The 13324-nt window shown below is 71.2% G+C and carries 11 protein-coding genes; all 11 read left to right on the top strand.

The window, feature by feature from the left end; genetic code table 11:
- Window positions 1–102: 102 nt before the first annotated feature.
- The 11 genes from uvrA to ACIRS1_RS25475 all read left to right on the top strand — a co-directional run bounded on the left by uvrA (window position 103) and on the right by ACIRS1_RS25475 (window position 13106).
- Entirely contained in the window at window positions 103–3015 is a 2913-nt protein-coding gene (gene uvrA, locus ACIRS1_RS25525; protein WP_402843814.1) for an excinuclease ABC subunit UvrA, read from the top strand.
- A gap of 128 nt (window positions 3016–3143) precedes the next feature.
- Window positions 3144–3581: a Rieske (2Fe-2S) protein gene (locus ACIRS1_RS25520; protein ID WP_402843811.1), complete on the top strand. Its 438-nt coding sequence runs from the start codon at window positions 3144–3146 to the stop codon at window positions 3579–3581.
- Window positions 3582–3644: 63 nt separating this feature from the next.
- Window positions 3645–5702, top strand: a complete 2058-nt coding sequence (gene uvrC / locus ACIRS1_RS25515; protein ID WP_387901829.1) for an excinuclease ABC subunit UvrC — start codon at window positions 3645–3647, stop codon at window positions 5700–5702.
- 172 nt (window positions 5703–5874) lie between these two features.
- Window positions 5875–6705 carry an RNase adapter RapZ gene (rapZ, locus tag ACIRS1_RS25510; RefSeq protein ID WP_402844002.1) on the top strand — a complete coding sequence of 277 codons (831 nt, stop codon included), beginning with the start codon at window positions 5875–5877 and terminating at the stop codon, window positions 6703–6705.
- Between the two features lie 76 nt (window positions 6706–6781).
- A complete protein-coding gene (yvcK, locus tag ACIRS1_RS25505) occupies window positions 6782–7867 on the top strand; it encodes a uridine diphosphate-N-acetylglucosamine-binding protein YvcK (protein WP_387901889.1) in 1086 nt (361 codons plus the stop codon).
- Window positions 7858–8838, top strand: coding sequence for a DNA-binding protein WhiA (gene whiA, locus ACIRS1_RS25500; RefSeq protein ID WP_218199523.1), 981 nt, complete (start codon window positions 7858–7860; stop codon window positions 8836–8838). Before yvcK ends, whiA begins: the two co-directional genes overlap by 10 nt.
- Before the next feature lie 301 nt (window positions 8839–9139).
- A complete protein-coding gene (gene gap, locus ACIRS1_RS25495) occupies window positions 9140–10144 on the top strand; it encodes a type I glyceraldehyde-3-phosphate dehydrogenase (protein WP_402843806.1) in 1005 nt (334 codons plus the stop codon).
- Between the two features lie 151 nt (window positions 10145–10295).
- On the top strand, window positions 10296–11498 hold the full coding sequence (locus ACIRS1_RS25490) for a phosphoglycerate kinase (protein ID WP_402843803.1): 1203 nt from the start codon (window positions 10296–10298) through the stop codon (window positions 11496–11498).
- A gap of 4 nt (window positions 11499–11502) precedes the next feature.
- The gene (gene tpiA / locus ACIRS1_RS25485; RefSeq protein WP_402843800.1) at window positions 11503–12288 is read left to right on the top strand and encodes a triose-phosphate isomerase; all 786 of its coding nucleotides are present in this window, start codon (window positions 11503–11505) and stop codon (window positions 12286–12288) included.
- Window positions 12289–12375: 87 nt separating this feature from the next.
- Window positions 12376–12612 carry a preprotein translocase subunit SecG gene (secG, locus tag ACIRS1_RS25480; protein WP_360216041.1) on the top strand — a complete coding sequence of 79 codons (237 nt, stop codon included), beginning with the start codon at window positions 12376–12378 and terminating at the stop codon, window positions 12610–12612.
- Between the two features lie 206 nt (window positions 12613–12818).
- Window positions 12819–13106, top strand: a complete 288-nt coding sequence (locus ACIRS1_RS25475) for an RNA polymerase-binding protein RbpA (RefSeq protein WP_030308030.1) — start codon at window positions 12819–12821, stop codon at window positions 13104–13106.
- The last annotated feature ends 218 nt before the right edge of the window (window positions 13107–13324 follow it).

Genomic DNA, 13324 nt, shown 5'->3' with positions numbered 1-13324 from the left:
TCGATATTCGAACGTCTGAGCTATAGGCTGGCTGCCGCATCCTGGAAGAAGCACACCTCTCACACCGCAAGCCCTCTCGTCCGGAGAAAGGCGCCAGAAGCAGTGGCCGACCGCCTCATCGTCCGCGGTGCTCGCGAGCACAACCTCAAGAACGTCTCGCTCGACCTGCCCCGCGACTCCCTCATCGTCTTCACGGGCCTCTCCGGTTCCGGCAAGTCCTCGCTCGCCTTCGACACGATCTTCGCCGAGGGCCAGCGCCGCTACGTGGAGTCCCTGTCCTCCTACGCCCGCCAGTTCCTCGGGCAGATGGACAAGCCCGACGTGGACTTCATCGAGGGCCTCTCCCCGGCCGTCTCGATCGACCAGAAGTCCACCAACCGCAACCCCCGTTCGACCGTCGGCACGATCACCGAGGTCTACGACTACCTGCGCCTGCTGTTCGCCCGGATCGGCAAGCCGCACTGCCCGCACTGCGGCCGCCCGATCGCCAAGCAGTCGCCGCAGGCGATCGTCGACAAGGTGCTGGAGCTCGCCGAGGGCACCCGCTTCCAGGTGCTCAGCCCGGTGGTGCGCGAGCGCAAGGGCGAGTTCGTCGACCTCTTCGCCGACCTCCAGTCCAAGGGCTACTCGCGCGCCCGGGTGGACGGCGCCACGATCCAGCTCGCCGAGCCGCCGAAGCTCAAGAAGCAGGAGAAGCACACCGTCGAGGTGGTGATCGACCGCCTGACCGTCAAGGAGAGCGCCAAGCGGCGGCTCACCGACTCGGTGGAGACGGCCCTGCGGCTGTCCGGCGGCATGGTCGTGCTCGACTTCGTCGACCTCCCCGAGGACGACCCGGAGCGCGAGCGGATGTACTCCGAGCACCTCTACTGCCCGTACGACGACGTGTCGTTCGAGGAGCTGGAGCCGCGCTCGTTCTCCTTCAACTCGCCGTTCGGCGCCTGCCCGGACTGCTCGGGCCTGGGCAACCGGATGGAGGTGGACCCGGAGCTGGTGGTGCCCGACGCCGAGCGCTCGCTGGACGAGGGCGCCATCCACCCGTGGTCGGCCGGGCACGCCAAGGAGTACTTCCAGCGCCTGATCGACGCGCTCGCCGGGGAGCTGGGCTTCCGCACCGACATCCCGTGGGCCGGTCTGCCGGCCCGGGCGAAGAAGGCGCTGCTGTACGGGCACAAGCACGAGGTGCAGGTCCGCTACCGCAACCGCTTCGGCCGCGAGCGCTCGTACAGCACGGGCTTCGAGGGCGCCGTGCCGTTCATCCAGCGCCGGCACACCGAGGCGGAGAGCGACAGCAGCCGCGAGCGCTTCGAGGGCTACATGCGCGAGGTGCCCTGCCCGACGTGCCAGGGCACCCGGCTCAAGCCGGTGGTGCTGGCGGTGACGGTCGAGGAGAAGTCGATCGCCGACGTCTCGGCGATGTCGATCAGCGACTGCGCCGAGTTCCTGGGCGCGATGAAGCTCAACGACCGGGACAAGCAGATCGCCGAGCGCGTCCTCAAGGAGGTCAACGAGCGGCTGCGCTTCCTGGTCGACGTCGGCCTGGACTACCTCTCGCTGAACCGGGCGGCCGGCACGCTGTCCGGCGGCGAGGCCCAGCGCATCCGGCTGGCCACCCAGATCGGCTCCGGCCTGGTCGGCGTGCTGTACGTGCTGGACGAGCCGTCCATCGGCCTGCACCAGCGGGACAACCACCGGCTGATCGAGACGCTGGTGCGGCTGCGCGACATCGGCAACACGCTGATCGTGGTCGAGCACGACGAGGACACCATCAAGACCGCGGACTGGGTGGTCGACATCGGCCCGGGCGCCGGCGAGCACGGCGGCCGGGTGGTGCACTCCGGCTCGCTGAAGCAGCTGCTCGGCAACAAGGAGTCGCTGACCGGCCAGTACCTGTCCGGCAAGCGGTCCATCCCGATCCCGGCGAGCCGCCGCGAGCGGGACAAGAAGCGCCAGCTGACCGTCCACGGCGCCCGCGAGCACAACCTCAAGGACGTCACGGTCGGCTTCCCGCTGGGCACGTTCACCGCGATCACCGGCGTCTCCGGCTCCGGCAAGTCGACGCTGGTCAACGACATCCTCTACACCCACCTCGCCCGGGAGCTGAACGGCGCCCGCAGCGTGCCCGGCCGGCACACCCGGATCACCGGCACCGACCAGGTGGACAAGGTGGTGCACGTCGACCAGTCGCCGATCGGCCGCACCCCGCGCTCCAACCCGGCGACGTACACCGGCGTGTTCGACCACGTCCGCCGGCTCTTCGCGGAGACGCAGGAGGCCAAGGTCCGCGGCTACCTGCCGGGCCGGTTCTCCTTCAACGTCAAGGGCGGCCGCTGCGAGAACTGCTCGGGCGACGGCACCATCAAGATCGAGATGAACTTCCTGCCCGACGTCTACGTGCCGTGCGAGGTCTGTCACGGCGCCCGGTACAACCGGGAGACGCTGGAGGTCCACTACAAGGGCAAGTCGATCGCCGAGGTGCTGGACATGCCGATCGAGGAGGCGCTGGCCTTCTTCGAGGCCGTCCCGGCGATCGCCCGGCACCTGCGGACGCTCAACGACGTCGGCCTCGGCTACGTCCGGCTCGGCCAGTCCGCGCCGACGCTGTCCGGCGGTGAGGCGCAGCGCGTCAAGCTCGCCTCCGAGCTGCAGAAGCGCTCCACCGGGCGGACGGTCTACGTGCTGGACGAGCCGACCACCGGCCTGCACTTCGAGGACATCAGCAAGCTGATCAAGGTGCTCAGCGGCCTGGTGGAGAAGGGCAACACGGTGATCGTCATCGAGCACAACCTCGATGTCATCAAGACCGCCGACTGGGTCGTCGACATGGGCCCCGAGGGCGGCTCCGGCGGCGGCACGGTCGTCGCCGAGGGCACCCCGGAGCAGATCGCGGCCGTCCCCGAGAGCCACACCGGCAAGTTCCTCCGGGACATCCTGCCGGGGGACTTCGCGGACGCCCCGGTCGCCGCCCCGGCCAAGCGGGCGCCGCGCAAGCGCGCCGCCGCGGCGAAGAAGTAGGCCCGCCCGCCCGGCCGCGCCCGGCCTTCCCGTCGCCCCCGGAGGGCGGGAGCGGCGGGAGCGGCCGGGCGCGTGCGGCATAGAATTCCGTGGTCCCTCGCAGCAGCAGCAACCGTAGGAGCACACCGATGTCCGAGGCCCCCGAGACCAGCCCCACCGCCTCCCGCCGCACCCTGCTCTGCGGGGCCGCGGCCGTGCTGGCGACCGGCGGCGCCGTGGCGGTCACCGGCTGCGGTTCGTCCTCCTCCTCCGGCGGCGGCAGCGCCAAGGGCCCGGTGGACCTCGGCGCGGCCTCGGCGGTGCCGGTGGGCGGCGGAAAGGTCTTCCGCGAGCAGAAGATCGTCGTCACCCAGCCGACCGAAGGGCAGTACAAGGCCTTCAGCGCCAAGTGCACCCACGCCGGCTGCATCGTCGACCAGGTGAAGGACCAGCAGATCGACTGCCCCTGCCACGGCAGCCGGTTCTCCGTCACCGACGGCGCCGTGCTGGACGGCCCGGCTCCCACGCCGCTGCCCGCCTACGCCGTCGCGGTCGAGGGCGGGAACCTCAAGGTGACCCCGAGCTGACGCAGTTGACCTCCCCGTCGATCACCCCTCCGCAGCACCGGCCCCACTCGGTACGGTGGACCCATGGCTGACCCGAGCACCTACCGCCCGGCTCCGGGCGCGATCCCCACCTCACCGGGCGTCTACAAGTTCCGCGACGCCCACGGGCGGGTCATCTACGTCGGCAAGGCCAAGAGCCTGCGGCCGCGCCTGTCGTCCTACTTCCAGGACCTGGCCGGCCTGCACCCGCGGACCGCGACCATGGTCACCACCGCGGCCTCGGTGGAGTGGACGGTGGTCGACACCGAGGTCGAGGCGCTCCAGCTGGAGTACTCCTGGATCAAGGAGTTCGACCCGCGGTTCAACGTCAAGTACCGCGACGACAAGAGCTATCCGGAGCTCGCGGTCACCCTGAACGAGGAGTACCCGCGGGTCCAGGTGATGCGCGGGGCGCACAAGAAGGGCGTGCGCTACTTCGGCCCGTACGGGCACGCCTGGGCGATCCGCGAGACGGTCGACCTGCTGCTGCGCGTCTTCCCCGTCCGCACCTGCTCCAACGGCGTGTTCAAGCGCGCCCGCCAGGTCGGCCGACCCTGCCTGCTCGGCTACATCGGCAAGTGCGCCGCACCCTGCGTCGGCAAGGTCTCGGCGGACGAACACCGGGCGCTCGCCGAGGACTTCTGCGACTTCATGGCCGGGCGCACCGGCAACTACCTGCGCCGGCTGGAAGACCAGATGCGCGAGGCCGCCGAGGAGATGGAGTACGAGCGGGCGGCCCGGCTGCGCGACGACATCGGCGCCCTCAAGCGCGCGATGGAGAAGAACGCCATCGTGCTCGCCGACGCCACCGACGCTGACCTGCTGGCCCTGGCGGAGGACGAACTGGAGGCCGCCGTCCAGATCTTCCACGTCCGCGGCGGCCGGGTGCGCGGCCAGCGCGGCTGGGTCACCGACAAGGTGGAGGACGTCGACACCGCTGCCCTGGTCGAGCACGCCCTCCAGCAGCTCTACGGCGGGGCCGGCCAGGACGAGCGCAACGAGTCCGTCCCGCGCGAGGTGCTGGTGCCCGCGCTGCCCGAGCCGGCCGCGCCGGTCCGGGAGTGGCTGAGCGGCCTGCGCGGCAGCCAGGTCGACCTGCGGATCCCGCAGCGCGGCGACAAGCGGGACCTGATGGCGACGGTGCAGCGCAACGCCCAGCAGGCGCTGGCCCTGCACAAGACCAAGCGCGCCTCCGACCTCACCACCCGCAGCCGCGCCCTGCAGGAGATCGCCGACGCCCTGGAACTGGACTCGGTGCCGCTGCGCATCGAGTGCTTCGACATCTCGCACCTCCAGGGCGAGGACGTGGTCGCCTCGATGGTCGTCTTCGAGGACGGCCTGGCCCGCAAGAGCGAGTACCGGCGTTTCCAGATCAAGGGGTTCGAGGGCCAGGACGACGTCCGCTCGATGCACGAGGTGATCAGCCGCCGCTTCCGCCGCTACCTCCAGGAGCGCGAGCAGACCGGCGAGTGGGCCGTCCCCGAGGAGGACGACCCGGGCGCCGCCGGGGACGACCACCGCACCGAGGACGGCCGCCCCAGGCGCTTCGCCTACCCGCCGCAGCTGCTGGTCGTCGACGGCGGCCAGCCGCAGGTCGCCGCCGCCCGGCGGGCCCTGGACGAACTCGGCATCGACGACGTCGCGCTGTGCGGCCTCGCCAAGCGGCTGGAGGAGGTGTGGCTGCCCGGTGAGGACGACCCGGTCGTGCTGCCGCGCTCCAGTGAGGGCCTCTACCTGCTCCAGCGGGTCCGCGACGAGGCCCACCGCTTCGCGATCGGCTACCAGCGCAGCAAGCGTTCCAAGCGACTCACCGCCGGGGAACTGGACTCCGTCCCGGGCCTCGGCGAGACTCGCCGCCAGGCGCTGCTCAAGCACTTCGGCTCGCTGAAGAGGCTCCGGGCCGCCACCGTCGACGAACTCTGCGCCGTACCCGGCATCGGACGCCGCACGGCGGAGACTGTTGCGGCGGCGTTGTCGTCCCGTACACCCGCCGCACCCGCGGTGAACACCGCGACCGGCGAGATCATCGAGGACGGGGCCGACCACGCCGCCGAGCCGGTGGCCGCAGCGCCCCAGACCGCACCATCCCAGGAGACGCCATGACGGCCGACGCCGCCCGTCAGCCGACGCGCCCGGCCCCCGCCCGCCCGTCCGGGCCGGGGAAGGCCGGCCGCGCCCTGCGCGTTCTCCCCAGCAGAAAGACCGAGAGCGGGGAACCGAAGTGACCGTGTCAGACGTGGCCGAGAACGCGCCGGAGCTGGTGATCATCTCCGGCATGTCCGGAGCCGGCCGCTCCACCGCAGCGAAGTGCCTGGAGGACCTGGGCTGGTTCGTGGTGGACAACCTGCCGCCGGCCCTGATCCCGACGATGGTCGACCTGGGCGCGCGCTCGCAGGGGAACGTCGCCCGGATCGGCGTGGTCGTGGACGTCCGCGGCCGCCAGTTCTTCGACGACCTGCTCACCTCGCTCGACGAGCTGGAGAAGCGCGGCGTCCGCCTCCGGGTGGTCTTCCTGGACTCCTCCGACGAGGCGCTGGTGCGCCGCTTCGAGAGCGTGCGCCGCCCGCACCCGCTCCAGGCCGACGGCCGGATCGTCGACGGCATCGCCCAGGAGCGCGACCTCCTGCGGGACCTGCGCGGCGAGGCCGACCTGGTGATCGACACCTCCAACCTCAACGTGCACCAGCTGCGGGCCAAGCTCGACGCCCAGTTCGCCGACCACGACGAGCCCGAGCTGCGCGCCACCGTGATGTCCTTCGGCTTCAAGTACGGGCTGCCCGTCGACGCCGACCTCGTGGTGGACTGCCGCTTCCTGCCCAACCCGCACTGGGTGCCCGAGCTGAGGGCCCGCACCGGCACCGACGCGGACGTCGCCGACTACGTGTTCCAGCAGCCCGGGGCCAACGAGTTCCTCAACGGCTACGCCGAGCTGCTGCGCATCGTCACCGAGGGGTACCGGCGCGAGGGGAAGCGCTACATGACGCTTGCCGTAGGCTGCACCGGTGGCAAGCACCGCAGCGTCGCGATGTCCGAGCGCCTGACCAAGCGTCTCATCGCGGACGGAGTGGAAACGGTGCTCGTCCACCGTGACATGGGACGGGAGTAACCGCCGCCTCCCTGCCGGGCCGCCGGCGAGGACCGGTGGCGGCGACGAGGAACGCGAGGTGAGTGTGGCGGGATACGTGCCCGGGCGGCAGCCGCAGAACAGGAGTGCCGACCGGGCGGGTGGCCCGCCCCGGCCGTCGGCCCCGAGCCGGCCGCGCAGCAGCCCCGCCCGGGCCAACCCGGCCCCCAGGATCACCGCGCTCGGCGGCGGCCAGGGGCTGTCCGCCTCGCTCTCCGCGCTGCGCCGCCTCACCAGCGACCTGACCGCGGTGGTCACCGTCGCCGACGACGGCGGCTCCAGCGGCCGGCTCCGCGCCGAGCTGGGCGTGCTGCCCCCCGGGGACCTGCGCAAGGCGCTGGCCGCGCTGTGCGGGGACGACGACTGGGGCCGCACCTGGTCCGAGGTGATCCAGCAGCGCTTCACCGGCAGCGGCGACCTGGGCGGTCACGCGGTCGGCAACCTGCTGATCGTCGCGCTCTGGGAGAAGCTGGGCGACCCGGTGGCCGCCCTGGAGTGGGTCGGCCGGCTGCTGAACGTCCAGGGCCGGGTGCTGCCGATGTCGGCGGTGCCGCTGGACATCGAGGCCTCCGTGCGCGGGCACGACCCGGAGCGGCCCGGCGAGGTGTCGGCCGTCCGCGGGCAGGCCAGCGTCGCGGTCACGCCGGGCACCGTGCAGTCGATCCGGCTGCTCCCGGACGAGCCTCCGGCCGTCCCGGAGGCGGTCACCGCGGTCCGCGAGGCGGACTGGGTGGTGCTCGGGCCCGGCTCCTGGTTCACCAGCGTGCTGCCGCACCTGCTGGTGCCCGAGCTGGCCAAGGCCCTCACCGAGACCCGCGCCCGGCGCCTGCTCACCCTGAACCTGGCCCCGCAGCCGGGCGAGACCGAGGGTTTCACCCCGCAGCGCCACCTGGAGGTGATCGCCGACCACGCTCCGGAGCTCGCCGTGGATGCGATCCTGGTGGACGAGCGAGCCGTCACCGGCGGCGCCTTCGGCCAGGCGGACCTGGCCGGTCTGGAGAAGGCCGCCGAACGGATGGGGGCCGCTCTGGTGCTCGGCCGGGTGGCCCGCACCGACGGCACCCCGCGACACGACCCGGAGCTGTTGGCAGCCGCGTACGACCGGATTTTCCGGACACATGGAAGGATCGGGCCATGGCGATGACTCCAGCGGTGAAGGACGAGATCAGCCGGCTCCCGGTCACCAGGGCCTGCTGCCGCAAGGCGGAGGTGTCGGCGATCCTGCGGTTCGCGGGCGGGCTGCACATCGTGAGCGGCCGCATCGTGATCGAGGCGGAGCTGGACACCGGCGCGGCCGCACGACGGCTGCGCAAGGACCTGCTGGAGATCTTCGGTCACTCCTCCGACCTCGTGGTGATGGCCCCCGGCGGGCTGCGGCGCGGCAGCCGCTTCGTCGTGCGGGTGGTCAAGGACGGCGAGCTGCTCGCCCGCCAGACCGGTCTCGTGGACGGTCGCGGCCGACCGATCCGCGGGCTGCCCCCGGCGGTCGTCTCCGGCGCCACCTGCGACGCCGAGGCGGCCTGGCGCGGGGCCTTCCTGGCGCACGGCTCGCTCACCGAGCCCGGCCGCTCCTCCTCGCTGGAGATCACCTGCCCCGGCTCCGAGGCGGCCCTCGCCCTGGTCGGCGCGGCCCGTCGGCTCGGGATCCCGGCCAAGGCCCGCGAGGTGCGCGGCGTGGACCGGGTGGTGATCCGCGACGGTGACGCGATCGGCGCGCTGCTGACCCGGCTCGGCGCGCACGAGTCGGTGCTGGCCTGGGAGGAGCGCCGGATGCGGCGCGAGGTCCGGGCCACCGCCAACCGGCTGGCCAACTTCGACGACGCCAACCTGCGCCGCTCGGCCCGCGCGGCCGTGGCGGCCGGTGCCCGGGTCGCCCGGGCCCTGGAGATCCTCGGCGACGAGGTGCCCGAGCACCTGGCCGCGGCGGGTCAGCTGCGGATGCAGCACAAGCAGGCCTCGCTGGAGGAGCTGGGCGCGCTGGCGGACCCGCCGCTGACCAAGGACGCGGTGGCCGGCCGGATCCGCCGCCTGCTGGCGATGGCCGACAAGCGCGCCTCCGAGCTCGGGCTGCCGAGCACCGAGGCCAATCTGACCGACGAGATGGCGCTCAACTGACGATCACGCACAGTGACCGCTCGGGGTGAGCGATTTGCGGCCGGTGTCCGGATTGCGGGCACCGGCCGTCCTCGTCTCCGGGACCCGAAATTGGTCGAGACCACTGGCCCGGGACCAACTGCCTGGGCGGGCAAGGACGGTCGGCCTGAAATCGGGTTTACGCCGCGCCACGCCCCGTCTTGGCACGTGGCGCGATGTGCCCCGAAAGGCCCGGGAGGGGTAGGGTCATAGGCGGTCGGGGACTTCCCAAATCTCACCCCCGTCGGCTTAGCTCCGGCGTACCTAACGAGGAGATCGGTTCGTGACGATCCGGGTAGGCATCAACGGATTCGGCCGCATCGGCCGCAACTTCTTCCGCGCGGTCAAGGCCCAGGGCGCGGACATCGAGATCGTCGGTGTCAACGACCTGACTGACACGAAGACCCTGGCTCACCTGCTCAAGTACGACACCACGCTGGGCACCTTCCCCGGCCAGGTCTCGCACACCGAGGACAGCATCACCGTCGACGGCCACACCTTCAAGGTGTCCGCCGAGCGTGACCCGGCCAACCTGCCGTGGGCCGCCCTGGGCGCCGACATCGTCGTCGAGTCCACCGGCATCTTCACCAAGGCCGAGGCTGCGAAGAAGCACCTCGGCGCCGGTGCCAAGAAGGTCATCATCTCGGCGCCCGCCACCGACGAGGACGTCACCATCGTGATGGGCGTCAACGACGACAAGTACGACGCCGCCAACCACGACATCATCTCCAACGCCTCCTGCACCACCAACTGCGTGGCGCCGATGGCGAAGGTGCTGAACGAGAGCTTCGGCATCGTCAAGGGTCTGATGACCACGGTGCACGCGTTCACCAACGACCAGGTCACCCTGGACTTCCCGCACAAGGACCTGCGCCGCGCCCGCGCCGCGTCGCAGAACATCATCCCGACCTCGACCGGCGCCGCCAAGGCGACCGCCCTGGTCCTGCCGGAGCTGAAGGGCAAGCTGGACGGCACCTCGCTGCGCGTCCCGGTCCCGACCGGCTCCATCACGGACCTGGTCGTCACCCTCGAGCGCGAGGTCACCAAGGACGAGGTCAACGCCGCCTTCCAGAAGGCCGCGGAGGGTCCGCTCAAGGGCATCCTGACCTACACCGAGGACCCGATCGTCTCGTCGGACATCGTCAACGACCCGGCCTCCTGCATCTTCGACTCCCAGCTCACCATGGTCCAGGGCAACCAGGTCAAGGTGCTCGGCTGGTACGACAACGAGTGGGGCTACTCGAACCGCCTCGTCAACCTGACCGCCCTCGTCGGCGGGCAGCTCTGACGCAGTGGGAGCTGACGTGAGGTGAGGGCCAGGGCCCGGGCGGCGCACCATGCCGACCGGGCCCTGGTCATGCGTACAAGGACTTCTCAGGCGGCCCCTGCGCCGTGCCGCCTCTGCGCACCAACCATGTCCCCAGGAGACCGAAGAACCCGTGAAGACCATCGAAGACCTCGACGTCGCCGGCAAGCGCGTGTTCGTCCGCGCCGACCTGAACGTCCCGCTGGACGGCAGCACGATCACCGACGACGGTCGGATCCGTGCGGTCGCCCCGACCATCGCCAAGCTCGTCGAGCGCGGTGCCAAGGTCGTCGTCGCCTCCCACCTCGGCCGCCCCAAGGGTGAGCCGGACCCGCAGTACTCGCTCGCGCCGGCGGCCGTGCGCCTCGGCGAGATCCTCGGCAAGGACGTCGCCTTCGCCACCGACACCGTGGGCGAGAGCGCCCGCGCCGCCGTGGCCGCGCTGGCCGACGGCGGGGTCGTGCTGCTGGAGAACCTGCGCTTCAACGCCGGCGAGACCAGCAAGGACGACGCCGAGCGCGGCGCCTTCGCCGAGCAGCTCGCCGCCCTGGCCGACCTGTACGTCGGCGACGGCTTCGGCGCCGTGCACCGCAAGCACGCCTCGGTGTTCGACCTGCCGGCGCTGCTGCCGCACGCCGCCGGCGACCTGATCGCCACCGAGGTCGGCGTGCTGAAGAAGCTCACCGACGAGGTCGCCCGCCCGTACGTGGTCGTGCTCGGCGGCGCCAAGGTGTCGGACAAGCTCGGCGTGATCGACAACCTGCTGAAGAAGGCCGACCGGATCCTCATCGGCGGCGGCATGGCGTACACCTTCCTCGCGGCCAAGGGCCACGAGGTCGGCATCTCCCTGCTGCAGAAGGACCAGATCCCGACCGTCCTGGAGTACCTGGCCGAGGCGGAGAAGCGGGGCGTCGAGTTCGTCCTGCCGGTGGACGTCCTGGTCTCCGCCGAGTTCCCCGACCTCAAGACCAAGGCCCCGGCCAACCCCACCGTCGTCGCCTCGGACGCCATCCCGGCCGACCAGGAGGGCCTGGACATCGGCCCGGCGACCCGCGAGCTGTACGCGGCCAAGCTGGCCGACGCCGGCACGGTGTTCTGGAACGGCCCGATGGGCGTCTTCGAGCACCCCGACTACGCGAACGGCACCAAGGCCGTCGCGCAGGCCCTGCTGGACAGCGACGCGTTCACCGTGGTCGGCGGCGGCGACTCCGCCGCGGCCGTCCGCATCCTGGGCTTCGACGAGAACGCATTCGGACACATCTCGACCGGCGGTGGCGCGAGCCTCGAGTACCTGGAGGGCAAGACCCTCCCCGGTCTCGCCGCCCTGGAAGGCTGAAGCAATGACTGAGCGTCTCCCGCTGATGGCGGGCAACTGGAAGATGAACCTCAACCACCTCGAGGCCATCCAGCACACCCAGAAGCTGGCGTTCGCGCTGGCCGACAAGGACTACGAGGCCGTCGAGGTCGCCGTCCTGGTCCCGTTCACCGACCTGCGGTCGGTGCAGACCCTGGTCGACGGCGACAAGCTGAAGATCAAGTACGGCTCGCAGGACATCTCGCAGCACGACTCCGGTGCCTACACCGGCGAGGTCTCCGGCCCGATGCTGGCCAAGCTCAAGTGCACCTACGCGGTGATCGGCCACTCGGAGCGCCGCCAGTACCACGGCGAGGACGAGGAGATCGTCAACGCCAAGGTCAAGGCCGCCTACCGGGCCGGGGTCACCCCGATCCTGTGCATCGGCGAGCCGCTGGACGTCCGCAAGGCCGGCACCCACGTCGAGTACACCCTGGCCCAGCTGGACGGCGGCCTGGCCGACGTCCCGGCCCACCAGGCCGAGTCCGTCGTGGTCGCCTACGAGCCGGTCTGGGCGATCGGCACCGGCGAGGTGGCCACCCCGGAGGACGCGCAGGAGGTCTGCGCCGCCATCCGGCAGCGCCTGGCCGAGCTGTACGACGCCGGGCTGGCCGGCAAGGTCCGCGTGCTGTACGGCGGTTCGGTGAAGTCGTCGAGCGCGGCCGGCCTGATGGCCAAGCCCGACGTCGACGGCGGCCTGATCGGCGGCGCCTCCCTGGACGCCGACGAGTTCGTCAAGATCGTGCGCTACCGTGAGCAGGCAGTAGGCTAACGCCGCTGCAGCAACGTAGGCTTTGGGGCCGGACCGCCGAACGCGGCCCGGCCCCTTCGCCGAAGATACGAGAGAGTTGGTCCCGTCGTGGTTCTCGGGTTCTCGATTGCCCTGATCATCTTCAGTCTGCTGATGATCCTGCTGGTGCTGCTGCACAAGGGGAAGGGCGGCGGCCTGTCGGACATGTTCGGTGGCGGCGCCATGTCCACCGGTGGTGGTTCGGCGGTGGCGGAGCGCAACCTGGACCGCATCACGATCGTGGTCGGTGTCGGCTGGTTCGCCAGCATCATCGTGCTGAGCCTGGTGCTGAAGTACAAGAGCTGACGTAACCCTGACGCCCCGTCGCCCGAGCGCCTATCCTGGGACGGTCGGGGGGCGGAGGCGATGGCGGTGGACGCTTAACTCCTGCTTACACTAGGACGACTTTCGCCACCGACGCGCACCGCGGCGGGTCGGCGCACCAGCACGCAGGGAGTCAGACCGTGGCAAGTGGCAACGCCATCCGTGGCAGCAGGGTCGGAGCCGGCCCGATGGGCGAGGCGGAGCGCGGCGAGTCCGCCCCCCGCAACCGGATCTCCTTCTGGTGCGCTAACAAGCACGAGACCCGTCCGAGCTTCGCCGCCGAGGCCGTCATCCCGGACACCTGGGACTGCCCGCGCTGCGGTTTCCCGGCCGGGCAGGACGAGCACAACCCGCCCGCGCCCTCGCGCAACGAGCCCTACAAGACCCACCTCGCCTACGTCCGCGAGCGGCGCACCGACGCCGACGGCGAGGCGATCCTCGCCGAGGCGCTGGCCAAGCTGCGCGGCGAGATCTGAGGTCGGACCGACCCGCGGGCCGCGGGCCGAGTGCTGAGAAGGGGCGCCACCGTCATCGACGGTGGCGCCCCTTTCGCGTCGGCGGCCGCTGCCGGCCCCCGTCCGCCGGACAGGGCCTAGGCGCAATGCCGGTGACTTAATTCGTGTCTCGCTGGCTGATCGTGACTGTTGCTGGTTGTGGTGGTGGCCAGTTGCGGTGTTGGGCGCGTTTGAGGGGC

The organism is Kitasatospora sp. NPDC101176 (assembly GCF_044768035.1).
In the GTDB taxonomy this organism is placed as follows: domain Bacteria; phylum Actinomycetota; class Actinomycetes; order Streptomycetales; family Streptomycetaceae; genus Kitasatospora.
Note: the sequence above shows the minus strand (reverse complement) of the source record. Positions and strands in the feature narration are given on the sequence as shown.